Here is a 24626-nt window from a genome sequence, read left to right on the forward strand (position 1 = left end):
ATGAAATGGCCCACGAGCAAACAGAATGCTGACCTGGAGCGCGAACTTCGCGCAGACCTTGAACTGGAAGAGGAAGAGCAGCGTGAGAGCGGACTGGATGCAGAAGCCGCGAAGCATGCGGCTTTGCGCGCCTTTGGCAATCCTCTTCTGATTCGTGAGCAGACTCGTTCGACGTGGGGCTGGGATTGGCTGGATTCGCTGTGGCGCAATGTTCGCTACGGCGTGCGCACGTTAATGCGCGCACCAGCATTTGCGCTGGTTGCAATTGCAGTGATGACGCTGGGCATCAGCACGAATGTGGCGATGTTTACTGTAGTTCGCAATGTTCTGCTGAAGCCGCTTCCGTTTCAAGAACCTGAGAGGCTCATCCAGTTGTATGAGCAATTAGGTAACGGTGCGCGACCGTTCAGCTATGTTGCAGGCGGCATGTATGCCGCGTGGAAGAGCGATATGCCCAGCGTGGAACAGATGGGCGTTTATGGCACGGACAGCAACAATCTTTCCGATGACGGCGGACAGTTACCGGAGCGCATCCGGTCTGCGTATGGATCGTGGGACCTGTTCACCACGCTGGGCGTGCAGCCGGAGTTAGGACGCTCATTCACAAAGGATGAAGATAAACACGATGCGCCTGGAACGGTAATGCTGACGCATAGTTTGTGGATGCGACGGTATGCAGGCGACCGCAACATTGTTGGCAAGATCATCCAATTGAACTCGCAACCTTACACCGTGGTGGGCGTGCTGCCTGCGTGGTTCATGTATCCCGATACCGAGACGCAGTTGTGGACTCCGATCTATCACGAGCAAGATCCGAAGGCGATGGCGAGCCCTGAGATTCACAACTACTTTGTGATTGCACGACTCAAGCCCGGCGCTACGTTATCGCAGGCTTTGAGCGAAGTGGATACCGTAACGAAGCGCGTGCAACAGAGCAGCTCCTCACGCTTTGTAAGTAAGAACGCCAATGCACGAAGCATGTTGGAAGGTGTGGTGCATGGAGCGCGAACGCAGCTCTATGTGTTGTTTGGCGCGACAGGATGTGTGTTGCTGATTGCCTGCTTGAATGTGGCAAATCTGCTGGTGGCGCGGTCCGCATCACGGCGCAAAGAAATTTCGATTCGCGCATCGCTGGGCGGCAGCAGATGGACGTTGCTTGGAGAACAGGTGACCGAAAGCGTGCTGCTTGCGCTGGCTGCAGGTGCAATTGGTATTCCGCTGGCGTGGGCGGAGGTGCGATGGCTGATGGTGGCAAAGCCGGATATGGCGCGCATTCACTCAGCGCAGATGGACGGCACCGTCATTCTGTTTGCCGTGGGCATTGTGATTCTGTGTGCTGTGCTTGCAGGCATCATTCCCAGCATGACGTTGCTGCGCGGGCCATTGCTGGAGAATCTGCAGGAGGCATCGCGCGGCAGCAGCAAAGGATTATCTGCAGCTCGTTTGCGTAAAGCTCTGCTGGTGACGGAAGTGGCTGTGACGATGGTGTTGCTGGTAAGCGCGGGTTTGTTATTGAAGAGCTATCGTCAGATGCGCTCCGTCGATATTGGCTGCACGACACAGAACGTGTTGACCATGCGAGTGGGTTTGCCGGATGCAATCTACAAGACGGATCAGCAGATTACTGCGTTTTACTCGCAGTTGATTGAACGCATCCGCGTGCTGCCCGGTGTTACTGCGGCTGGCATTTCTACCGCAATGCCGGGGCAGGGCTATGGTGGTGATACTCCTTTCAGCATCCCTGAAAATCCATCATTGGGACAGAATCAGCATGTGGCAATGCTGCGTGGCGTGGACCCCGGATACTTCAAGTCGGTACAGATTCCGCTGAAGCAGGGCCGCTTCTTTGAAGATCGTGAACGGCTGAAGAACGCACGCAGTGTGATTGTCAGCGAGTCGTTCGCACGGCAGTTTTTTCCTAATGGCGATGCGTTAGGAAAGCACATTCAATCAGGAGAATTTGGAAATTTTCCAGAAGGCGGATTTGAGGTTGTCGGTATTGTGGGCAACACGCTTTGGCACCTGGATGAGCAGGAAGGCCCAACGATGTACTTGCCGCTGTACTACGGCGGATGGAACAGCGCGACCATTGCAGTGCGCGCTGACCACAACGTGGAAAGCCTTGCGCTGCCAGTGCAGAAACTGATTGCGCAGATCGATCCGAACTTGCCAGTAGCCGATGTGCTGACGATGGAACAGTCACTGGGCAAAGCAACGATGGATGCCAATGTGACGTCGATGCTGGTGCTGGCGTTTGCAGTGATTTCACTGGTGCTTGCAGCAGTTGGTTTGTATGGTGTGTTGTCCTATCTCGTTACGCAACGCACTGGCGAGATTGGTATTCGCATGGCGCTGGGCGCGCAGCGACAGGATGTGTTGCGGCAGATGTTGGTGGATGGGCTGCGGCCTGCCCTGTTGGGTGTTGTGGTTGGACTGGGAGCGAGCGCAGCGTGTGTGCAATTGATCCGTTCCATGCTGTACGGGACCAAGCCGCTTGATCCTGCGGTATTCGCTTCCGTAACAGGATTGCTATTGGCAGTGGCTGCGTTTGCTTGCTTCTTGCCTGCGTGGCATGCGGCTCGACTGGACCCGATGCAGGCACTGCGCAATGAGTGACGTTTATCCGATATGCTTCGCCGTGCTGGAGGATGAGCCACATGGCGGAGTATCAAAGCCCGGAAGACATGCGTTATGCGAAGAAGCTGATTGAGGGAGCACCAGCAGAAGCTGAAGCTTTCTTCAAATTGAAGGCCGTTACGGAGCGCAGCGATGGCGTGATTCCGGCGAAGTATCGCGAGTTGATTGCGCTTGCGGTGGCGCTTACGACGCAATGCGCTTACTGCCTGGATTCGCATACGCGCAATGCGGCAAAGGCTGGCGCAACGCGCGAAGAGATTGCCGAGACCGTATTTATGGCAGCAGCATTACGCGCAGGCGGAGCCGTGGGGCATGGCCTGTTGACGATGAAGTTGTTTGAGGATGCGGTAGGAAAGCTGGAGCACGATCCAGCAGCACTGGACCGCGCTCCTTGGGAATAGGCTAGATTTTTCCTGCGTCGCGCAACGCGTGAATCTCTTCATCGGTGAAGACGCGGGAGCGTGTGTGGAACTGCAAACCACCGGGTCCTTCAAGTGAAAACGCCGCGCCGAATCCGGGCACCACGTCGATGATGATCTGCGTGTGTTTCCAGTATTCAAACTGCTGCGGTGAGATGAAGAATTCTGCGCCACCGATTTCGCCGACCTTCTTATCGCGCGAGCCAATGCGGAACTCGCCGACGGGAAAGCACATGGGCGCGCTGCCTTCACAGCATCCACCCGATTGATAAAACATGATGGGGCCATGCTGGCCCTGAAGCTCATCGATGAGCTTCAGGGCTTCAGCCGTGGCGGTTACCTGTTCCGGCAATGTAGCAGTGGCCATTAGAACAATCCCAGTGCCTTGGTGCTGTAGCTGATGAGTTGGTTCTTCGTCTGCTGATAGTGGTTCAACATCATCAGGTGGTTCTCGCGTCCGATGCCGCTCTGCTTGTATCCGCCGAAGGCTGCGTGTGCGGGATACATGTGATAGCAGTTGGTCCAGACACGGCCTGCTTCAATGTTGCGACCAAAGCGGTAGGCGCGATTGATGTCGCGCGTCCACACGCCTGCGCCCAAGCCATAGAGCGTGTCGTTCGCAATCTCAAGAGCTTCGTCATCGTTCTTGAAGGTGGTCACGGATAGCACAGGTCCGAAGATTTCCTCCTGGAAGATGCGCATCTTGTTGTTGCCCTTGAAGACTGTCGGTTGGATGTAGTAACCGCCAGCGAGATCACCTTCGAGCTTGGCTGCGTTGCCACCGACGAGAAGCTCCGCACCTTCCTTGCGACCGAGGTCGAGGTAGGAGAGGATCTTTTCGTACTGCTGCTTCGATGCCTGTGCGCCCACCTGCGTGGAAGGATCGAACGGGTTGGCCTGCTTAATCGCAGCAACACGCTTGATAGCACGCTCCATGAACTTGTCATAGATTTTTTCGTGGATGAGTGCGCGCGATGGGCAGGTGCAGACTTCGCCCTGATTGAAGGCGAAGAGCACCATGCCTTCAATCGCCTTGTCGATGTAGTCCTCATCGGCATCCATCACATCTTCAAAGAAGATGTTGGGCGATTTGCCACCGAGTTCCAGCGTGAGCGGGATGATGTTTTCCGATGCGTACTGCATGATCATGCGGCCGGTGACCGTTGATCCTGTGAATGCAACTTTGTTGATACGCGGGTTGGTGGCGAGTTCCTTGCCCACTTCGCGACCGAAGCCATTCACCACGTTGAGCACGCCGGCGGGCAGGATGTCGCCAATGAGTTCCATCTGAATGAGGATGGAAACGGGCGTTTGTTCTGCGGGCTTGAGTACGACGCAATTACCTGCAGCGAGCGCCGGAGCCAGTTTCCATGCGGCCATCAGCAGCGGGAAGTTCCATGGGATGATCTGGCCTACAACGCCGAGCGGTTCGTGGAAGTGATACGCGACGGTATCGTGATCGATCTCAGAGATGCCGCCCTGCTGCGCACGGATGGCGCCCGCGAAATAACGGAAGTGGTCGGCGCTGAGCGGCACGTCGGCAGCGGTGGTTTCGCGGAGGGGCTTACCGTTGTCCCATGTTTCCGCTGCGGCAAGCAGGTCTGAATTTTCTTCAATGACCTGTGCGATGCGGATGAGCAGATTGGAGCGTTCCGTTACGGATGTTCTGCCCCATGCGGCCTTTGCCTTGTGGGCGGCATCAAGCGCCTTCTCTACGTCTTTTGCACCGGAACGCGGCACTTCGCACAGGACTTTGCCGGTGACCGGCGTGATGTTTTCAAAGTATTGCCCCTCAACGGGCTCTACCCATGCGCCGCCGATGTAGTTGCCGTAGCGCTTGCGGAACGGTACGGGCGTTGCACCGGAATGCGTGGGGTCCAAGGTGACTTCTGCTGTTGCCATGTGCTGCTCCTTCAGAAGAGACGCGATCAGGGCGTCTTTTTGATGGTGTACATCCTGCTCCTTTCTATTGACGTTTGCCAAGCGCGAACGTTGTTGCGTTTTATAGTCGGATTCCGATATAGTCGGGAACCGACCATGGCACACGCTGAAAACGAAACCGTAACTCCTTTACCTGCCGCCACACTCTACGTCCTGCTTGCGCTGGCGTCAGAGGATCGGCACGGCTACGGAATCATCCAGGAGGTGAGCCGACTTTCGTCGGCCACTTATCGCGTGGGTTCCGGAACGCTTTATGACAATTTGAAGAAATTGCTGCAGCAAGAGTGGGTAGAGGATTACGAGACACAGGAATCCGGCAGCGGTGAAACGCGAAGGATGTATCGCATCACGGACGAAGGCCGTCGCGTATTGGCAGCAGATGTAACGCGCATGAAACGCATTGTGCGTGTGGCTAATCGCATGTTGGCTGACGAGGGTGGCCGAGCATGATGCGGCTTCGTTGTGCACGCCGGGTGTACCAGTTGCTGCTGGCACTGCATCCTGCTGAGTTTCGTGAACGCTTTGCGCAGGAGATGCTGTGGGTGTTTGACCAGAGCGTTGCGGACACGGGCGTGTGCCATGTGCTGGCTGACGGCACGCTGTCGGTGATGAAGCAGTGGGTGGCAAACGATGTGAGTCCGCGCGCGGCTCACGGCATGTTTGGAAGGCTGCCGACGCAATCTCTCAGCCCGCAGCTTCTGGCGCAGGTAACGATATTGGCCACGATTGTTGCGTTGGGATTTTTCAAGTTGCTGACGCAGTCTGTTCCCTTGCCCAAGCCTGCGAAAACCTTTGAAGTGCGACGTGCAGGATGGGGTTTGTGCGAGGCGAGAAGACAGCATCCGGAACGGGTTGCTGTCCCTTGCGAATGATTTTCATCAGCGATGAAGACGAGGTGTTTGCATGATGCTTTCGAAACTTTTTCTGCTTAGCTTGATCGTTCTGGCAGAGCAAGCGCCTGTGCCGCTGTTACATCCTGTTTCGCCTATGCCGAGCTTTTCCGTGGTGAGTGTGCGGCTTAGCAAACCAGACGAGCAAGGCACAAACAGCGGTGTGAACCAGGACAGCTATCACGCCGAACGCACCACCATGAAAGATGTGTTGGCGTATGCGTTTGGCATGGGATACGACCAGGAGTTGGATGGCGGGCCTTCGTGGATGCGCAATGAGCGCTTCGACATCAATGGCAAGTTGGATCCAGAGGAAGCCGCGAGCATTAAGTCGATGAGCCGCGATGATCGCGAAGAGAAGATGCGCCTGATGGTGCAGTCGCTACTGAAGGAACGTTTTCATCTGACGTATCACTTTGAAGCGCGGGAGATGCCGGTGTATCGACTGCAGATTGCGAAAGGCGGACTCAAGTGTCCTCGCGATACGACTTCGCAACCAGCTATTCCTGATCCTTCGAAGCCGCGTTTCCGCTGGTCCGCAGCGCCTGCTCCTCCGCCTCCGCCGCCGGGATGGCACCAGCCTTCGCCTACGGAGTGGAAGAGGATGATGGGATCGTTGCACATGCATACGAAGGGCTGGCCGTGGTGGTTGATTGCAACTTCGTTGAGCCATCAACCGGAGCTGGCAGGCAAGCCGGTGATTGACGATACCGGTTTGGAAGGCGGTTATGAATGCGATCTGCAATGGTCTCAGGAAGGTTCAGAAGGAACGAATCAATACTTCTTTCAGGCGATACAGGACCAGATGGGATTGAAGATGACGCCGTCGCGCGGTCAGGTTGAGGTGCTGGTGGTCGACAGCATTGATCACCCCTCAGAAAACTAAACGCGCACGGTTTAATGCGCGAGGTATTCCTTCGGCGATGCGTTCAGTATTCGCTTGAAGACAGTCGTAAACGCTGCGGGGTTTTCATAGCCAAGGTCTAACGCCGTATTGGTTACGGATGTACCTGATGCGAGCATTGGCAGCGATGCAAGAACGCATGCCTGCTGTCGCCATGCAACGAAGCTTAGACCTGTTTCGCGTCGGAAGATGCGAGTGAAGGTGCGACGGCTGAGATAGAGGGCTGCCGCCCAATCATCAATGTTGTCTTTCGCCGTGGGGTGTTGCATGAATTTGCGGCAGAGGCGCGCGAGGTTCTTGTCCGTTGGCAACGGAAGTGAAAGCGGTAGTTCTGGCAGCGTTCCAATTTCGTATTGAATTAACTGGATCAGTGCGCCGGAGCGACCTTCATGACTGTAACGAACGGGCAATGCTACAGCTTCATCCATGAGACTGCGCATCAGCGGTGACACATCGACCACCTGGCAGTGATCGGGCATGGGCACCAGCGTGTCCGGTTCGAAGTAGAGGCTTTGCATTCTTACTTCACCCTGTGCGCGAAGTTCGTGCCGTACTCCTGCTGGAATCCATAAAGCGCGACGTGCTGGAACAGCCCATGTTCCCTGTGAAGTGGATGCAATCATCATTCCTGTAAGCGGGCAGAACAATTGGCTACGACGATGGCGATGCGGACGAACACGATGCGAGGCGGGATAGGTTCCAGCCAAAGCGAGCACAGGGCGTGTGCGATCCGTGAAGTATTTATCGATGTCGACGCTGAAACGGTGGCCCATTCGCATAGAAATTTGTCCCGGCTCAGGTGGTGGGCCTCTACATCAACATTGTATTGTCCAGACATAAGCTTTGAAACACCAGAGAAAGCAGATGATGCCATGAGCCAGAACTCAAAGGAATCCACCACTGCGTATCGCGTGTTAGGCGCAGCAAGCCTGTGCCACATGCTGAATGACATGCTGCAATCGCTTTTTGTTGCAGCCTATCCGCTGTTCAAAGGGAACTTCAATCTTTCCTTCGGACAGATTGGCACGCTGACGCTGGTGTTTCAGATCACCGCTTCGTTGCTGCAACCCTTTGTGGGCTTCTACACGGATCGCAAGCCGAAACCGTATTCCCTGCCCTTTGGCATGGCGATTTCCATGAGCGGTTTGCTGGTACTTGCATTTGCGACGAACTATGGCATGTTGCTGCTGGGTGGTGCGCTGCTCGGTATTGGTTCGTCCATCTTTCATCCGGAGTCGTCGCGATTGGCGCGACTGGCATCGGGTGGTGCGCACGGCATGGCGCAGTCGGTTTTCCAGGTGGGTGGCAACTTCGGATCGTCGCTTGGACCACTGTTGATTGCTTTTGTCGTGTTGCCGCGCGGGCAAAAGAGCATGGCATGGTTCACGCTGGCGGCGCTGTTCGGCATCATTCTGCTGACAGGCTTAGGGCACTGGTACAAGCTGCACGGACGCGCAATTCAGAAGAAGCATTCCACTGCAACGACGTTAACGTTGAGCCGGAAGAAGGTGGGCGGTGCGCTTGCTGTGCTGGTTGTGCTGACGCTTTCGAAGTACTTCTATCTGGCCAGCATTACGAGCTACTACGTCTTCTACCTGATGCAGCATTTTCATCTGGTGCAGAAGGATGCGCAGTTCTACCTGTTCCTGTTCCTTGCTGCAGTGGCCGCAGGCACGGTGATTGGTGGACCAGTGGGTGACCGCATTGGACGCAAGAAGGTTATCTGGATTTCGATTCTTGGCGTGCTGCCAATGACGCTGCTGTTGCCTTACGTCACATTGCCGGTCACCGTTGTTCTCAGTGTTCTGATTGGACTGGTGTTGGCTTCAGCGTTCTCTGCCATCCTCGTCTACTCACAGGAGCTGATGCCAGGACGCGTTGGCATGGTGTCAGGGTTGTTCTTCGGACTGGCCTTTGGATTGGGTGGCTTGGGCGCTGCGCTGCTGGGCAAGCTGGCTGATCATACGAGCATCGACTACGTATATAAGGTGTGCTCATTCCTGCCAGCGCTCGGATTGCTTACCGGGTTCCTGCCCGATACGAGCAAGAAACACGATGGGGGATCGGCAGAGGCGATTGCTCTGATGAATACCGAAAAACAATCGGCCTGAAGATTCGGTGACGATGTTGAGACGCCACCTTGCAGATATCGCAGGGTGGCGTTCTTCTTTGTGTCAGGGAGCGACGAATCCCAACGAATGCAGGAACGCTATGATCTGCGCGTTGGTTTCCGAGAGGTACGGCTCGTTGCGATAGAACGTGTGGACCTGATCGGGATAGATGTGTAGATCACACCGTGCGCCTGCAGCGTTTAATTTCTGCGCGTAGTCACGCAGCAGGTCGGCATGGATCACTTCATCCTTGCTGCCGCTGAGGATGAGCGTTGGCGGTACGTCTTTGTTGATGTAACTCATGGGCGAAAGCTTCTGATCGTTATGAAACATTGCAGCGGAGTAGTGAATGTCCAGCGCGGGGTTTAACAACACCAGCGCATCCGGTCGCGCAGAGATACGAAGGTCATCGTGGGGGTCATCCCAGCCCGACCCAACTGCAGCATAGGCAGCGTTGTAACCGCCTGCGGAGCTGCCGCCTGCTGCGATCTTGTTTGGATCAAGATGAAGTTCAGCGGCATGTGCGCGAAGCCAGCGCATGGCGCTCTTGGTATCTTCCACGCAGATGCGCGGCTCTTCATGCGGGTTCGGTGGCAGCAAACGATATTGCAACAGGATCGCTACCGCGCCATGTTGCGCGATGGCCTTTGCTTGTTCGTTGTGTACACCTGCAGCGCCGTTGGTCCAGCCTCCGCCGTGCACCAGCAGGACAGCAGGCCGCTTCGCCGCGTAGTCCTTCGCACCCAGGTCTTTCGGCTCAACGATCCACATGCCGAGGTCGCGTCCATCGACAGTCTTATATGTGACGCGATGGCCGATGGGTGGGTCCCATGTCTGCGCTGCGACAGAGAGGTTCAGAGTGGCAAGCAGAATAAACATGCACCAGCGAATCATGAGGTTCTCCACATAGGACGTCGTTACTTGGGTGGCTTGTCTCAAGCTAACGAAGGACAAGCCATATTTCCAGAGATCGAATCTTAAGCCGTTTTATGAGTAACGAGTACCATGTTCTCGAATGCGGAGACGCCCTAATGATGAGGACAGAATTGTTCCGTCTGAACGGAACGGTTGAGCACGATCCTGCGATCGACCGTTGGCTACAGGAACGAGGTGAGCTCGGTGCCATCGCAAGGCAGTGGTTTGAAGTCATGCGAAAGTGCGGCGATGAAGTCAGAGAGGTTCTTCATGATGGTTGCCCGGTGGCGTGTGTGGGTGACGTTCCTTTCTGCTATGTGAATGTCTTCAAGTCCCACGTGAATGTGGGGTTTTATCAGGGCTCGTCGCTGCCCGATCGCGAGGGCTTGTTACAAGGTGCGGGAAAGTTCATGCGACATGTAAAGCTGCAACCCGGAGTGGACGTCGATGCCTCGTCACTGCGAAAGCTGATCGAACGAGCGTATTCCGACGCGAAGGAACTTGTAGAACGCGGATAGGCCATTGGCCGCCTAAATATTCAAATCGAAAATTTCGATGAACCTTGTCGAATTACGAATTCACCGTTCGTCGTAGAGATGGAAGCAGAAAACAGCCCTGCCCGACCCAAACTTATGGAGAAAGACAATGCCACAGTATTTTGTTGCTGGATACCTTCCCGATGACTTCGATCCGTCCACGATGGATCCATCCGTTGGCCCCGCGATCCATGCGCTCAACAAGGAGATGCTGGCTGCGGGTGTCAGAAAATTTGCCTGCGGTCTTGGGGCTACGAAATCGCTACAGAAGCCAACTGACGGCCAGGTAGTAGTCACCGACGGACCATATCTGGAAGCCAAGGAACACATTGGCGGTTTCTGGATTCTGGAATGCGCTGACATGGACGAGGCCGTGGCATGGGCGCGCAAGGGTGTCGCCGTTACGGGAGGACGCGTCGAGGTACGGGAGATCTTCTTCGTTCCCGCGGAGGATTAACACTCCGAGAGAGCAAAAGCAGAAGAGGGACGCTTGCGCGTCCCTCTTCTTATATTTCCGGTTGCGACGTTACTTCGTCATCGGTTCGGTCCAGGGCTTTACTTCGCGGGCCCAGATGTTGCGGAAGCTGATGGGTTCGCTCTTGTCGCCGTGGGCCTGCAGCTTGATGGGCGCCGTGTCGTACGCCTTGTACTGAGGCTGGCCAACGTAGAAGGTTTCGCCCTTGAGTTCGAAGTGGTTCTCCACCAGAACGCCGTTCAGGAAGACGGTGACGTAGGCCGGGGTCTTCACGCTGCCGTCGCTGTTGAAGCGCGGGGCGGTCCACACCACGTCATAGCTGGACCACTCGCCGGGTTTGCGGGCGGCGTTGGCCAGCGGCACAGCCTGCTTGTACACGCTGCCGAGCATGCCGTTGGTGTAGGTGGGGTTGTTGTAGCTGTCCATGATCTGGACTTCGTAGCCGGAATCGCCCTTGCCGGTGGAGGCCAGGAAGAGTCCGCTGTTGCCGCGGCCCTGACCTTCGCCGGTGATGCTGGCGGGAATCTTCCACTCCAGGTGCAGCTGGTAGTCCTTAAAGCGGTGCTTGGTTTCGATGTTGCCCACGCCGCCCTTCTTTACAGTCATGACGCCGTCATGCACTTCCCAGTCGGCGGGGGTAGTGCTGTCTTTGGCGGCTACCCACTGCAGGGTGTCCTTGCCGTCGAAGAGCACGATGGCGTCCGAGGGCGGCTGGCCAACGGTTGCGGCCGGGGTTACGACGGGCGGAACCGGGTGGTAAAACTCGGTATCTTCGTGGGACGGCTTGGGAGCAGCCGTCTGGGCCGTGGCGCTGACGGCCAGAAGAGACGAGGCAGCAAGAAGACTCAGAGCGAAAAAGCGTGCGGGCATCATGGTGCAGCGAAGAATACCGCATCTGGAGCACCGGAGACAGCCAGCCACGCAAAAATGGCGTCCTTACAGCTTTCCACAAACGGCACCCCCAGGAAGATTTGAGGGAGATGTGCTGCCAGGCAGAGCGGAGGCCCGTCTTATATAGGAAGAAAACATTCAGATCGTAGGGTGCCTCCGAATGTTTCTCCGACTCTGATTTACACTGAACCGTAGACATTTCCGGGCCTTTTCCGTCCCAGGTACAGACCGCAGCGCCACTACGCACCAGGCACTGCGGGGAGGTTTTCTTTGCGTCGTCGTTTCCTCTCGTTGTTCATCCTGTTGTTCTTCGCTTTGCCTGTCGGCATTTCACTCTCCGGCTGCGCCAAGGGGACCAGTTCCGCATTTTGTAGCGGCACCATTGGGCCTCGGGTCGGCGATCCGCAGACCATCACCCTGAATCCGACTGTCGGCGGCCTCAGCATGAGCTACGGTCAGACGCAGAACGTGACCACGCCCACTGCCGTGGATTGCAAGAACAATACGGTGACCATCTCGAAGTACACCTATTCCACGGTGGACCCGAATAACGCCTCCAATGTTCCCGTTGCGGACGTAAACCCCACCACCGGCCAGCTTTGCGCCGGAACCTGGAACCGCAACAACCCGGGCGGCGTGGCGGACTACACCTATTGCACCTCCAGCGGAAAGTCCGGCATCGCGGAACTGACTGCTGCTGGCAGCGGCGCAAACAGCAATAAGGTGCTGGTCTATGTTCACCCGCTGATCACGGCGATCACGCTGGGGGCGGCGTCGACGGACTGTACGAATGACCCAGCGACGAACTGCCCGCAATACACGGCTTCCGCTGTGACGACGGCTTCGCCCTACGTTCCGAACACCTGCATCTCGTTCGGTCAGAGCGCTCAGCTGGTCACGCGTTTCTTTGCTGGATCGCAGAACGTTACCTATTCCGCTGGCCACGCGACCTTCACCGCGCAGACCGCTGGTCTGCTGACCTTTGAAGACACCAGCGGTGTGGCGACGGCAGTGCTTCCCGGAACGACGATTGTGACCGCGAACATTGCGCAGTCCACCTCGACAGCCGGTCTGATGTCTGTTTGCCCGCCGAAGACCATCACCATCAGCACGGCGAACGCCTCCAATGGCAACGTGGTCATCAACCCGAACACCACGGAACCGCTGACGGCCGTTGTGAAGGACGTGAACGGCGTTACCCTGACGGGCCTGACCCTGACGGTGACTTCGACGAACCCGGTTGCCGTTCCGGCATCGTCCTCGTCGATTGCCCCGGTATTCCCTGGCGTCGCAGCCATCAACGCATTCTGCCTTCCGCCGAGCTGCAACCCCGCGCCCTACGGCAACGTGGGTCTGCTGGGTACAGGCAAGCCGGTGGCTTCCAACACGATCACTTCCACCACGCCGGGCAGCAACAGCACCCGTCTCTGGGTGGGCAGCACCGACTCGCAGTACCTGGTGCCGATCGATCTGACGACCAGCGTCATTCCTTCACCCATCAAGCTGCCTTACACACCGACGTCCATGATCATGGCTCAGAACGGTACGACGATCTTCATGGGATCGGACCAGGCGCTGATGACGTTCGGAACCAGCAACAACACGCTTACGGCTTCGTACCCGTCCATTCAAGGCTCGCTGCTGACCGTGTCCCCGGATAGCGCGACCGCTGTTATTTCCGATAGCAGCCGCAAGGTCATCTCGGTCTTCAACAGTGCCACACCGGCCATTGTCACCACCTACAACGGTGTGGGCACGCGCGCGGCATACACTCCGGATGGTTCCACGCTTTACGTTCTGACCACGGACAACCATCTGCTGGTTTACTCCACCTTCACCAGCTGGCAGGACTATGACCTGTCCGCAGGCGGTGCTACCGACGTGGCCGTTGCGATCCCATCAGTGGGTGCGTTTGTCACCGGTAATACGGCAGTCAATGCGCGTTCGTACTGCGCAAACAGCACTGGCACCTCCACCATCTTCTATCCGCAGGCAGGAAACCTGACGGTCTCCGCGGCTGTAAGCGATCGTGCGGTTACCACGAACGATGGCAAGCATCTGCTGGATGTTCGTCTGGCGACCTCTGGTGGAACGCCGGTCGTAAACGACATCACCTTCCCAACCTCCACTGCGAACGATGGCGCCAACGGAACGCGTACCTTCACCGGTGTGTTGCCCACAGGCGACTGCCCCGAAGCTGGAGTTGCACCTGTATTTGGCATGGCGGCGAACACCTCGGCATCGACCAGCGTGAATAGCACCTCGGTCACAGGAATCTATCCCACGACGGATTCCACCCAGGCATTCACCACATACCTGCCGGTGAGCGGAGCCACTTCGAACGGCACCAAACTGCCGGTCTACACACCAAGCACCGGCGCTGTGACCTCGGTCACTCTGGCGAACGGAGCTACTGCTCCCGTAGTCGGCGTGTTCTCGTCAGACAACAAGTTCTTCTTCACGGGCACGGCTGGCGACAACCAGGTGCATCAGATCACGCGTTCCACGCTGACCGATTCCACCCAGTTGAATCCGAAGCTGCCCAGCCTGACGACGACCGGCGGCACTGCGGTTCCGAACCTGCTGGTACAGTACCCACGTTCGGTCACCAACAACTAACCGGAATAACAGACAAAGAGAAAGGCCGCCAAGCATGACGGCCTTTCTCTTTGTCTTTAACGAATCAGGATGACTTGCTCCGACTTCAGTACATCAGGAGTAGCGTTCTTCCATGACCGAACGCGAGACCGCATCCAGTACTCCGTTCAGGAAGGTGATGCTCTCCGGCGCGGCGTACTTACGTCCGATTTCCAGCGCCTCATTGATGATGATGGGGTGCGGCGTTCCCTTAAAGGCGATCATCTCTGCGATCGCGGTGCGCAGCAGGTTGCGATCCACCACGGCCATGCGATGCACGCGCCAGTTCTGCGAGTGCTTATCGATCAGGTCGTCAATCTCATTGCTGCGTTCCATCGCCACGCGGAAGAGGTCTTCCGCAAAGCTCTGTGTTTCCAGATCGACGGTTTGATTTCCCTCATCGTCCTGACGGCTCTTCCAGAACACGCGACGCACTTCCACAGCGGTCTGCTTGCCCAGGTCCGATTGATACAGCATCTGCATGGCAAGTTCGCGAGCTTTTCTACGTTGTCCCATTACTTTTGAAATCCTTCCGAGGCACGGTCGACGTCGACCTGTGCCAGCTTTCCTGCGGCCACACCGCTGCCTTCATGTTTACCGGCAGCCGCATGACCAATCTTGCGAGCGATGCTGACCATCTCAATGGCCGCAACCGCTGCTTCAAATCCCTTGTTGCCCGCCTTGATGCCAGCGCGGTTCAGAGCCTGTTCCAGCGTTTCGCAGGTGAGTACGCCGAAGGCATGCGGCACTCCGGTGTCCTGCTGCGATTGGCCGATGCCGCGAGCGGCTTCGTTGTAAATCGCCTCGTAGTGCGCCGTTTCACCGCGCAGCAAGCAGCCCAGCGTGATGATGGCGTCAAACTTGCGCTTGCCGTTGTCGTCACGAAGATCCGCCAACATGCGTGCGGCAGCCGGAATCTCCCACGCTCCTGGGGCGCGGACAATCTGCACGTCGTCGAGTCTGCCACCACTGCGAACAATCGCATCCAGCGAGCCCTGCAGCAAACGGTCTGTGATGACGGCGTTCCAACGCGCGACGACGATACCAAACTTCATGCCTGCTGCCGACAGATCGCCTTCGATAGCGATGGGGCGTCCTGCCAGAACGTCTTCGCGCTCCCAGAAGCCGAAGACAAGGCCATCGCCAAGATCGACCGTGAACAGGCGCGATTTCCAATGTGTTTCTGCAACACCCGACAGGCGTCCGCCGATATCTTCCGTGCGCAACTCCGCGCTGAGCCAGCGCTTTACGATGCCGTGGACAATGTCGAGCTGCGTGCATTCAATCAGCAGCTCCGGTACGGCAGGCAGTCGGCCGGTGACGAACTCCGCGTTTCCGAGAGGCGCGAGGAAGCTGACGCCGCGGCCTGTGCCGTCGTCCCATCCCTTGCCCGGTTCGAAGCCAAGCTCCGAAAAAAGCGTGCCGAGCCGTTCCCACGCCGCCGCCGAACCCACTGGCTTCACTACGGTCAAACCCTTGATCATTCTTTGATTGTAGAAGAGCGGTAGCATCTATTCATGGCACGTACGGAATCGAACACCGAACTTACCCTGGGCGCGGTTTGCCCGGCGTTTGAACTGGAATGCGTTCTCTGCGATAAAGCGCTGGGACGCGACGATATTTACGCCGGACCGGACGATCCGTACAACCGAAAAGGCCTCCTGGTGGCGTTCGTCTCGGTCCACTGCCCGTTCGTGAAGCACATGGAAGTGGCCTTCACTGCGCTGGCCAAGAAATACGCCGGGGAAATTGCCACCGTGTGCATCTGCTCGAACGATGAGATTGCCTTCCCGGAGGACGGCCCCGAAGGGATGCGCGAGCAAGGAAAGCGGCTTGGATGGGACAAAGGCACCGACATCTGCACGATTCCCTATTTGCAAGACAGCTCTCAGGAGACAGCCCGGGAATTTCACGCGGCTTGCACGCCGGATCTGTATTTATTCGATCAGGATCGGAAGCTGGTGTATCACGCGCAGTTTGACCGCACTCGACCCTACCGCGAGAGCGACGGCAAGGCGGGTGTGGAACGGCACCCGGAAATCCATCAGGCTGCCCATGGAGCAGATCTGGAAGAAGCGATTAAGAACCTGATTGCTGGGAATGCGCCTCTGGAACATCAGGTGCCAAGCCTGGGTTGCAACATCAAGTGGAAGTGAGATCGTCAGCTTCGAAGTAAGGGAGTGCTTCGGAATGCGCAGAGCAGTTTTCTCGCAGCTTATGTGGATTGCATTCGCTGGTTCGCAAGCCTTTAGCCAGTCGAGCGTTCTTGGAACTTCATCGGACTATCACCCGACCATGACCTTCGATGTCGCTTCGATTCGTGAATCGAAAGTGGGCAACGAGATTGTCCACACAGGCTCTTCTCCGCTTCATGCGAGCACGTTTCGCATGCAGAACATCAACCTGTCCAATCTGGTAACTCTGGCCTATGGTGTGCAGTATTACCAGCTATCCGGAGCTCCCAGTTGGGATTTTGAGACGCTGTACACCGTCGAGGCGAAATCCGACGATGCAGCCGATGCGAAACTCGCACACCTTAGCGACCATGATGCGCGGTTAGAAAAACAGCACATGTTGCAGGTGTTGCTGGCGGATCGATTTCATCTCCAGGTGCATTGGGAAAGCCGCCAAATTCCTGTTTATGACCTGGTGATCTCAAAGCCTGGATTGCTTAAAGAGACGAGTGATGATTCTCCGCAAATAAACGGGGCTAACGGAAAGGCCTACCCACCTCTCTATCAGCGTGGCAGCAGTATGACCGGGTTCGAACTGGTGGGACATGGAGCCACGATGGCAATGCTTTGCGACACGCTGAATAGCCAATTTGGACGTCCTGTGGTGAATCAAACAGGACTATCCGGAAAGTACGATTTTGTGCTGCCTTACCTGGGACGCTTCGATGCGGATCGAAAGTCCGACGATACGAATCCGGTGCCAACGCTTGACCACAGCCTGCAAGAGAAGCTTGGGCTTCGTGTAAAGGCATCTCGCGGAGACATTCCCGTTGTTGTGATCGACCAAGTCGATCAACATCCCCCGGAGAATTAAAGAATCCGCTTTCTCTCAAGAATAGAAAGGCCCCACGATTTTCCGTGGGGCCTTTCGTTACTGGATTACCCAACTTCAGACTACGGGTTGCTAGGTGTCTGAGGTGTGCCTGCCGAGGGAACAAGCGGGGCAAGGAGGAAGTCCTTACCGATCACCGTGCCGTTACCCAAAACGCGGTTGTAGCCCTTTGACGTGGTGGAATACAGGCCGTTGAAGCCGGGGATGCCCTGACGATAGACCTTCGTCAGGCCGAGGCTCTGCAATGCGGCCAGCGCGTAGATGTAGTAGTTCTCATTGCCAATGCGGCGGCCGTAGCGCTGCACTGCGAGAGCAGTCAGTCCAGCGAAGTCAGGAGCGGAAGCGCTGGTGCCAATCACGGAGTAGTTAAAGCCGCCAATGGTGACGATGTCAGAGCTGTCATCCGCATTGCAGGTGATCGCTCCCTGTGGGCAGCCGCCCATATGCAGCGATACGTCCGGCACAGTGCGATACTTTGCGTTGCCGGTGTTCACAAGAGCCTGATAGAGCGGCTTGCGGAAGTACACACTGTCGCCACCGCCCGAGCCCCAGTACTGGCCGGTGGACGATGTTCCGTAGAAGATGTCGCCTTCCAGCGGATCAGCGTAAGCCTGCTCGCGGACGTAGATGGAGTTCAGATCGGTCGACGAAGTCTGCGTCGTTACGAGGTTCGTTCCACCCACGCCAACAACATGAGGACTGGAAGCCGGGAAGCTGACAGCCGCAATGGCAGGTCCGCAATCTGCAACGCCGTCAAAGCAGGCTGGCGGAAACGCCGTCAGTGCACCTGCGTCGCCAGAGCTGGCAATGAAGGTAATGCCCTGAGCAGTTCCCTGCGCAATCAGGTCATTCTCTTCCTTCAGCAGGTAGCTGAAGTCCGTGCCATCGTTGTACTCCGCCTTGTAGAAGATTTCCGGCGAACCGAACGACATGCTCACCACGTCAGCCTTGTTGTCGTTCACAATCTGCGACAGGCCGGCCATGATGCTGTCATCGGACAGGTCAGGCATGTTGTAAAGGATCAGCTTCGCCTGCGGCGCCATGCCGCCGGACTGCTGCAGATCAAGATGCGTTTCCGTGGAACCGACGGGATCATACGGCGCACCACCGTTGATCTGCACCGTGGAGATCTTCGGCGTGGCGATCTTCTCATGGGTGAAATAGGCGTTCACATCGGTCGGGTTGTAATCGCCCGTCATCAGGATGCCAATGGTCACGCCCTTGCCGGTGTATGCGGTGTACGACGGCCAGTTATAAGCCTGCTTCAGATCGGTGAACCAGTAAGGTCCAGCGGTGCTGTAACGATTCTGCGGGTTTGCTGCAGGTGCGGTGTGCACATAGGAACGCGCGCGCACAAAACCTGAGAGGCCAGAAACGATAGCACCGCTCTGTGAGAGAGCACCGGTGAGTGTCGGAGCCTGCGATGCCATCACGGTCTTACGGCCATTGTGGAATGCTCCATCATGCAGCGTTGTGCGCAGAGCCGCTTCCACTGCGGAAGCCTTGCCACTGCAATGCAAACGCTGAGGGCCAGCAATAGTCACATCGATTCCCTGCGCTGCCAGTTGCGCAAGAACCGCCTGCAGCAACGAGGTGGAGGGCATGTACTTTGCCTTGAACTGATCCGGCGTCATCCACTTCTGGTAGCGCGAAGAAGTCGAGTCGTGCAGCGCGGCGATGTCGTTATCAAGTGCATCGCGGTTCTGCAGCGGCAGATAGATATTGAAACCTACCTGTTCAGAAGAAGGAGAGCGGCCTTTGTCCACGGCCTTTTCCGCAGCAAAGGCACTGGTGACGGTGAGTGCGATGGTCGCGGCGGCGATATAGCGGCAAGTTCTTGCAGTGTTCACGTACGGTCCTCCGGGAGGCAAGAGAAGAAAGCGGTACGCAGCCAGAGCAATGTCCGCTCCGTGATGCGCAACGGGGATATGGGTGCCTGAGAGCGTCGCATGCACCATATGGCAGTGCAACGCACAAGAGGCTTAAGCCCTATGACTCGATGAAAAAGGCGCAGCATTCCAGCTGCGCCTTTTCACGATGAATTGATCTATGCCTTTAGCTTCATGGCATCCGGGTCCCAATGAACAACGGTTCCCTTGTCCATGCTGAGCAGGCTCAGCAGAGCCGCACCTGCTGCGCGATAGCCGAAGACCGCATTTTCCGTGGGCTGCTGACGCGAACGCATGCAGCCAAAGAATGTGCGGAAGTGATCGGCCGTATCGTCGTAGCCAGTGGGAGCCATGTAGCGCTCCACGCTCGTAGCATTCAGCGCCGCACGAGCAGCAGCATCTTCTGCCTGCTTCATCGCATAGTCAGCCTTCAGGCGAGCCTGCATTTCGTTGGTGAATGAACCAATGCTGTAGCCCGGTCCCTTTTCGCGAGGCACCTTGTTTACGATGACTCCGCGGCTGGTGATCTCCATGCTGCCTTCGGTACCAACGAAGGTGAAGCCTTCGCTCTCTTCGCCGCCATCGACGAAGTTCACGCGCAGCTCCAGGTTCCAATCGCCGTAGTCATACAGGCCCAGCAGAACATCGGGAACGTCACGGCCATCCTTCCAGTAACGCAGACCGCCCGTGGCATAAGCGCGCGTGGGGCCATTCGTGCCGGTGATGAAGTGCGTACCGCTAAACAGGTGGACAAACAGATCGCCTGCAACGCCAGTGCCGTAATCCTTGTACTTGCGCCACTGGAAGAAGCGTTCCGGATCCCATGCGTGCTTGGGCGCTGCGCCCTGGAAGCGAGGCCAATCGCAGGTCTGTTCATTGGCATCCAGCGGCACGGTGTATTCCCATGCACCCTGCGCGGAGTTGCGATCCCAATGTCCCTGCACCAGGTTCAGCTTGCCGATGGCGCCAGCGGCCAGCAGTTCCTTCGCCTTGATGTAAATCATCGACGACACGCGCTGCGATCCGATCTGGATCACTCGGTTGTACTTCTTCGCCGCTTCGATCATCAGCGGGCCGTCCGCGTACTCATGAATCATCGGCTTTTCGCAGTAGACGTCCTTGCCTGCTGCCATGGCATCAATGGCAACCTTGCGGTGCCAGTGGTCCGGTGTGCCGATGATCACAGCGTCAATGTCGCTGCGTTTCAGAATTTCGTTGTAATCCTTGGTCGTCTGCAGGTCGTTGCCCCACAGCTCCTTGGAATGAGCCAGGCGGCCGTCGTAGCAATCCGCCACGGCCAGCAGTTTCACGTTCGGCAGCGTGAGCGCAGATTTCGTGATCGACTGACCGCGTCCGCCCGCACCAATCAGGGCAACGTGGATCTGGTCGTTTGGTCCCAGGCGGCGTTCCTGGCCAAAGGCCTTCAACAGGGGAATCTGTGTTCCCGCAGCGGCAAGGCCGGCGTTCCGCAGAAATGAACGGCGATTCAATGACATGCTTTGTATCCCTCCAGCAGCACCCGTCATCGTAAGCGATGCGCATATCATCTGCCCAACCGGACCGACGAAAATGCTGCACTGACAGGTGAAATCCAATACAGTATGGGGTACGTTTCCTCTTTAACTCAAACTGATCCCGAAGGACCGCGCATGAAGTTCCCCACCTATTCTGCGATTGCCGCCGTTGCCGTATTCGGCCTTGGCATGACCGCCAACGCCCAGCAGATGTCTCTCGCTCTGGATGGGCAGGAGGCTTCCATCACCGTTCCGAAGGCCGCGGTCTCCATGGACCTGTCCGCCATCGACAAGACGGCCGATCCCTGCACGGACTTTTACGCCTACGCCTGCGGCAACTGGCGCAAGGATCATCCCATCCCGGCAGACAAGGTACGTTACGGTCGCTTCGACGAGCTGCAGGAGCGCAACGTATATACCGTCTACGCGCTGCTGAAAGACGCTGCTGCGAGCCCGAAGAATCCGCTGCAGACCAAGTACGGCAACTTCTTCGCCGCCTGCATGAACGACGATCTGGCAGAGACGCTGGGCGCGAAACCGATTCAGCCCGTGCTGGCAAAGATTGATGGTTGGAACGACAAGAAGCAGTTGGCAAAGCTGGTGGGCACGCTGGAAGACGTTTACGGCACATCGCTGTTTTACGGCTTCGGCTCGCAACAGGACCAGAAGGACAGCAGCAAACAGATTCCGGGACTGTTCCAGGGCGGTATATCGCTGCCCGATCGTGACTACTATCTGCAGGACGATGAGCGCATGGTTACCTTGCGCAAGCAGTATGTCGAGCACGTAACGAAGATGTTCGTCCTCGCGGGCGACTCACCGGAGAAGGCTGCAACAGAAGCTCAAGCCGTGTTGAAGATTGAAACGGCACTGGCGCAGGCTTCCATGCCACGTGTTGAACTCCGCGATCCCGCAAAGCGTTATCACCCGCAGCCGATCACTGAACTGCAGGGCTACACACCGAACTTCCAGTGGAGCGATTACTTCACTGCCATCAAGACGCCGGTGACAAACCTGAACGTTGGCACTCCGGACTTCTTCAAGGGATTCAATGAACAGATTGCATCGTCCAGCACGGACGACCTGAAGAGCTACATGCGCTGGCATGTGATTCACAGCTCGGCAGGCGCGTTGAGCAAGGCGTTTGATCAGGAGAACTTCCGCTTCTTCGCGCAGACACTGCAGGGCCAGAAGGAACAGGCTCCCCGCTGGAAGCGTTGCACGCAGCAGACCGATGCCGCATTGGGCGAAGCTGTGGGCGCGGATTGGGTAGCAAAGTACTTCACGCCGGAAGCAAAGAAGAACATGCAGGAGCTGGTGCACCAGCTTGAAGCCGCGCTGGGCGAAGACATCAAGAACCTGGACTGGATGAGCGCTACCACCAAGCAGGAGGCCTTGAAGAAGCTGTCGGCTTTCCGCGACAAGATTGGCTATCCCGAAGTCTGGCGCGATTACAGCAAGCTGGAAGTGAAGCGCGATGATCGTCTGGGCAATCTGCAGCGCGTCGATATTTTTACGGATCGCCGCGATCTGAACAAGATTGGCAAGCCGGTGAACGAGAAGGAATGGGGCATGACACCGCCCACCGTGAACGCCTATTACAGCCCGGCGATGAACGACATCAATTTCCCTGCTGGCATTCTGCAGCCGCCGTTCTACGACCTGAAGATTGATCCCGCAGTGAACTACGGCGCCATCGGCGTGGTGATTGGCCACGAGATGACACACGGCTTCGACGATCAGGGCAGCAAGTTCGATCCGCAAGGCAACGTACGTTCCTGGTGGACGGATGCTGACAAGGCCGAGTTCGACAAGCGCACTCAGTGCGAAGTGGACGAATACGGATCGTTTGAGCCGGTTCCGGGCACCAAGCTGAATGGCAAGCTGACGCTGGGTGAAAACACCGCAGACAACGGCGGCTTGCAGGTGGCCTACATGGCCATGCAGAAAGAACTGGACAAGCTGGGACCAGATTCACGCAAGCCCATTGACGGTTACACACCGGAGCAGCGCTTCTACCTGGGCTATGCGCAGGTGTGGTGTGAGAACACTCGCGACGAAGCTGCACGCGTTCGCGCGAAGACCGATCCGCACTCGCCCGGCCGCTTCCGTACGAACGGTGGCGTGCAGAACCAGGCGAACTTTGCGAAGGCGTTCTCCTGCAAGCAGGGACAGCCCATGGCTCCGGTGAATGCCTGCCGCGTCTGGTAAACGAACACGTACTCCATGAAAGAAGGGCGCGGCTCACGTGGTCGCGCTCTTCTTTTTCTGAGGAAAACATTTCCTTTTCTACGTTCGGGTTGAGGGCTAACCTTTGCCACAAATCGCCGTCTACTCGGCACAGTAATAAGAAGCGGTAAAGGATCTGGCAGCAGCGGTGGCGGAAATCCCTCGCGGCGCATACAATCAACAGAGCATTTTCACTTCCCAGGCGAACGTGTGTCTTGCCGGTGGCATGTGTCCGGGGCCGCCCATGGGAATCGAAGGAAACACATGAAGTTGAGTGGAATCGGCCGGAACGTTCTGGCCTGTGCGGCAACAGTAGGTCTCTCCCTGGGAATCACCTCGTGCGGCAGCTATACGGTTGGCTACCTGTGGGTAATGGAAGGCCAAACGAGCAGCAATAGCGCCGCGGGCACCATTACCGGCTACAAGATTGATAACTACTCCGGCAACTTGACGGAGATGGTGCATTCGCCCTTCCCGGCAGGCGGCAACAACCCGGTCATGGGAGTTGTGAAGCCCGGCGGACGCTACCTGTATGTTCTGAACCAGGGCGACGCGAACAATTCCGTATCGCAGTTCAGCGTGGGCGGCGACGGTGTGCTCACCTTCCAGCAGGCATTTGCCAGCCAGGGCGGAACCCCCGTCTGGATGGATATCAGCACCGGCGGTGACTATCTGTATGTTCTGGACCAGGTGTCCCCGGACAGCAAGACCACCTGCGCCTCTGCCACTGGCATGCTGACCGCTGCTTGCGGCTCCATCACAGTTTTTGCGATTGACGCCGACACGGGCCGTCTGTCGCTGGTACAGAACCAGTCCGTTAAGAACAACGGCACGTATCTGACCTACACCTCCACGGGCCCGCAGCCCACCCGCATCAAGGCCACCTCGTCCGCTTCGGTCATCGTTGTAAACGGCGACCAGACTGTGACCTCGCTCACGGTAGGCACCGGCGGCCAGTTGACGGTGAACGCGAACTCCACGCAGGTGATTGATCAGACACAGACGATCAACATCACCTCCATGACGCAGGGCGGAAGCTACCTGTACCTGACGGATGCCGCGAACAACCGCATCCTGCAGTACACAATCTCCAGCGCAGGCGTTCTGCAGCCGGTAACTGGTGGCCAGGTGGCCAACTTCGTCAGCGGCGCGACCCCGGTCTGGACCCTGACGGATTCCGCCAACAAGTGGCTGTATGTTCTGAACCAGAACAACACCTCCACCTCCACGTCCAAGAGCTCCATCGGCGCGTACCAGATTCTGAGCACCGGCCAGCTGCAGCAGCAGGGTGGCCAGTTGAACCCGTATTCTGTAGGCTCCGGTCCGGTTTGCATGGTGGAAGACCCCTCCAAGCAGTGGGTGTACACCTCCAACCAGGATGGAACGGTGACGGGTTACCACATCGATCACAATCAGGGCACGCTGCAGGTTCTGCAGCACGGGTCCACCTTCCAGGCAACGGGACGTCCGGCCTGCCTGGTCGTCAGCGGCATCACGAGCTAGCACGGGAATATGCGGGATGGTCGCAAGGCCATCCCGCAACCGGCAACACGATTTGAGGAAATGCAACGC

22 protein-coding genes are annotated in these 24626 nt (G+C 57.2%); 13 read left to right on the forward strand and 9 right to left on the reverse strand.

Annotated features, from left to right (window positions below; translation table 11 throughout):
- Nucleotides 1-2616 carry an ABC transporter permease gene (locus tag BLT38_RS12460; protein WP_083345469.1) on the forward strand — a complete coding sequence of 872 codons (2616 nt, stop codon included), beginning with the start codon at nt 1-3 and terminating at the stop codon, nt 2614-2616.
- 41 nt (nt 2617-2657) lie between these two features.
- Nucleotides 2658-3038 carry a carboxymuconolactone decarboxylase family protein gene (locus BLT38_RS12465; RefSeq protein ID WP_083345470.1) on the forward strand — a complete coding sequence of 127 codons (381 nt, stop codon included), beginning with the start codon at nt 2658-2660 and terminating at the stop codon, nt 3036-3038.
- A 1-nt stretch (nt 3039) separates the two neighbouring features.
- Here BLT38_RS12465 and BLT38_RS12470 read toward each other — a convergent pair whose 3' ends face one another.
- Together BLT38_RS12470 and BLT38_RS12475 are read right to left on the reverse strand one after the other, a co-directional pair.
- Nucleotides 3040-3423 carry a DUF779 domain-containing protein gene (locus tag BLT38_RS12470; RefSeq protein ID WP_083345471.1) on the reverse strand — a complete coding sequence of 128 codons (384 nt, stop codon included), beginning with the start codon at nt 3421-3423 and terminating at the stop codon, nt 3040-3042.
- Nucleotides 3423-4958, reverse strand: coding sequence for an aldehyde dehydrogenase family protein (locus BLT38_RS12475; protein WP_083347075.1), 1536 nt, complete (start codon nt 4956-4958; stop codon nt 3423-3425). Before BLT38_RS12475 ends, BLT38_RS12470 begins: the two co-directional genes overlap by 1 nt.
- Nucleotides 4959-5093: 135 nt before the next feature.
- Between BLT38_RS12475 and BLT38_RS12480 the strand changes: the two genes are divergently transcribed.
- From BLT38_RS12480 to BLT38_RS12490, 3 genes are read left to right on the forward strand one after another with little or no spacing between them, the layout of a single operon-like run.
- Nucleotides 5094-5447: a PadR family transcriptional regulator gene (locus BLT38_RS12480; RefSeq protein WP_083345472.1), complete on the forward strand. Its 354-nt coding sequence runs from the start codon at nt 5094-5096 to the stop codon at nt 5445-5447.
- A complete protein-coding gene (locus BLT38_RS12485; protein WP_156785116.1) occupies nt 5444-5869 on the forward strand; it encodes a hypothetical protein in 426 nt (141 codons plus the stop codon). Before BLT38_RS12480 ends, BLT38_RS12485 begins: the two co-directional genes overlap by 4 nt.
- A gap of 31 nt (nt 5870-5900) precedes the next feature.
- Complete coding sequence (locus BLT38_RS12490) at nt 5901-6773, forward strand: TIGR03435 family protein (protein ID WP_083345474.1); 873 nt, start codon at nt 5901-5903, stop codon at nt 6771-6773.
- 11 nt (nt 6774-6784) lie between these two features.
- Here BLT38_RS12490 and BLT38_RS12495 read toward each other — a convergent pair whose 3' ends face one another.
- Nucleotides 6785-7570, reverse strand: coding sequence for an AraC family transcriptional regulator (locus BLT38_RS12495; protein WP_083345475.1), 786 nt, complete (start codon nt 7568-7570; stop codon nt 6785-6787).
- Between the two features lie 93 nt (nt 7571-7663).
- Between BLT38_RS12495 and BLT38_RS12500 the strand changes: the two genes are divergently transcribed.
- Nucleotides 7664-8902, forward strand: a complete 1239-nt coding sequence (locus tag BLT38_RS12500; protein ID WP_083345476.1) for an MFS transporter — start codon at nt 7664-7666, stop codon at nt 8900-8902.
- Nucleotides 8903-8965: 63 nt separating this feature from the next.
- Here BLT38_RS12500 and BLT38_RS12505 read toward each other — a convergent pair whose 3' ends face one another.
- The gene (locus BLT38_RS12505; RefSeq protein WP_083345477.1) at nt 8966-9796 is read right to left on the reverse strand and encodes an alpha/beta hydrolase; all 831 of its coding nucleotides are present in this window, start codon (nt 9794-9796) and stop codon (nt 8966-8968) included.
- Between the two features lie 137 nt (nt 9797-9933).
- Here BLT38_RS12505 and BLT38_RS12510 point away from each other — a divergent pair, with 137 nt between their 5' ends.
- The gene (locus BLT38_RS12510) at nt 9934-10335 is read left to right on the forward strand and encodes a DUF1801 domain-containing protein (RefSeq protein ID WP_231966463.1); all 402 of its coding nucleotides are present in this window, start codon (nt 9934-9936) and stop codon (nt 10333-10335) included.
- 127 nt (nt 10336-10462) lie between these two features.
- Entirely contained in the window at nt 10463-10810 is a 348-nt protein-coding gene (locus BLT38_RS12515) for a YciI family protein (RefSeq protein WP_083345478.1), read from the forward strand.
- Between the two features lie 69 nt (nt 10811-10879).
- Here the strand turns inward: BLT38_RS12515 and BLT38_RS12520 are convergent, their stop codons facing one another.
- Nucleotides 10880-11701: a 3-keto-disaccharide hydrolase gene (locus BLT38_RS12520; protein WP_231966464.1), complete on the reverse strand. Its 822-nt coding sequence runs from the start codon at nt 11699-11701 to the stop codon at nt 10880-10882.
- A gap of 288 nt (nt 11702-11989) precedes the next feature.
- Here BLT38_RS12520 and BLT38_RS12525 point away from each other — a divergent pair, with 288 nt between their 5' ends.
- Complete coding sequence (locus tag BLT38_RS12525; protein WP_083345479.1) at nt 11990-14338, forward strand: hypothetical protein; 2349 nt, start codon at nt 11990-11992, stop codon at nt 14336-14338.
- Nucleotides 14339-14431: 93 nt separating this feature from the next.
- On the opposite strand, the gene nusB is transcribed toward BLT38_RS12525, so the two are convergent.
- Nucleotides 14432-14872: a transcription antitermination factor NusB gene (nusB, locus tag BLT38_RS12530; RefSeq protein WP_083345480.1), complete on the reverse strand. Its 441-nt coding sequence runs from the start codon at nt 14870-14872 to the stop codon at nt 14432-14434.
- Nucleotides 14872-15840, reverse strand: a complete 969-nt coding sequence (gene ribH, locus BLT38_RS12535; protein WP_083345481.1) for a 6,7-dimethyl-8-ribityllumazine synthase — start codon at nt 15838-15840, stop codon at nt 14872-14874. Before ribH ends, nusB begins: the two co-directional genes overlap by 1 nt.
- Nucleotides 15841-15873: 33 nt before the next feature.
- Between ribH and BLT38_RS12540 the strand changes: the two genes are divergently transcribed.
- Nucleotides 15874-16512 carry a redoxin domain-containing protein gene (locus BLT38_RS12540; protein ID WP_083345482.1) on the forward strand — a complete coding sequence of 213 codons (639 nt, stop codon included), beginning with the start codon at nt 15874-15876 and terminating at the stop codon, nt 16510-16512.
- Nucleotides 16513-16546: 34 nt separating this feature from the next.
- Complete coding sequence (locus BLT38_RS12545; protein ID WP_172838265.1) at nt 16547-17404, forward strand: TIGR03435 family protein; 858 nt, start codon at nt 16547-16549, stop codon at nt 17402-17404.
- A gap of 80 nt (nt 17405-17484) precedes the next feature.
- Here the strand turns inward: BLT38_RS12545 and BLT38_RS12550 are convergent, their stop codons facing one another.
- On the reverse strand, nt 17485-19272 hold the full coding sequence (locus BLT38_RS12550; RefSeq protein WP_172838266.1) for a S53 family peptidase: 1788 nt from the start codon (nt 19270-19272) through the stop codon (nt 17485-17487).
- A 197-nt stretch (nt 19273-19469) separates the two neighbouring features.
- Complete coding sequence (locus BLT38_RS12555; RefSeq protein ID WP_083345485.1) at nt 19470-20807, reverse strand: Gfo/Idh/MocA family protein; 1338 nt, start codon at nt 20805-20807, stop codon at nt 19470-19472.
- A 153-nt stretch (nt 20808-20960) separates the two neighbouring features.
- Between BLT38_RS12555 and BLT38_RS12560 the strand changes: the two genes are divergently transcribed.
- Nucleotides 20961-23036: a M13 family metallopeptidase gene (locus BLT38_RS12560; protein ID WP_083345486.1), complete on the forward strand. Its 2076-nt coding sequence runs from the start codon at nt 20961-20963 to the stop codon at nt 23034-23036.
- Nucleotides 23037-23318: 282 nt separating this feature from the next.
- Nucleotides 23319-24557 (forward strand): beta-propeller fold lactonase family protein, encoded by a 1239-nt coding sequence (locus BLT38_RS12565; protein ID WP_083345487.1) that lies wholly within the window; start codon nt 23319-23321, stop codon nt 24555-24557.
- Nucleotides 24558-24626 lie beyond the last annotated feature (69 nt).

The sequence above is a fragment of the Terriglobus roseus genome, assembly GCF_900102185.1.
Classification (GTDB): domain Bacteria; phylum Acidobacteriota; class Terriglobia; order Terriglobales; family Acidobacteriaceae; genus Terriglobus; species Terriglobus roseus_A.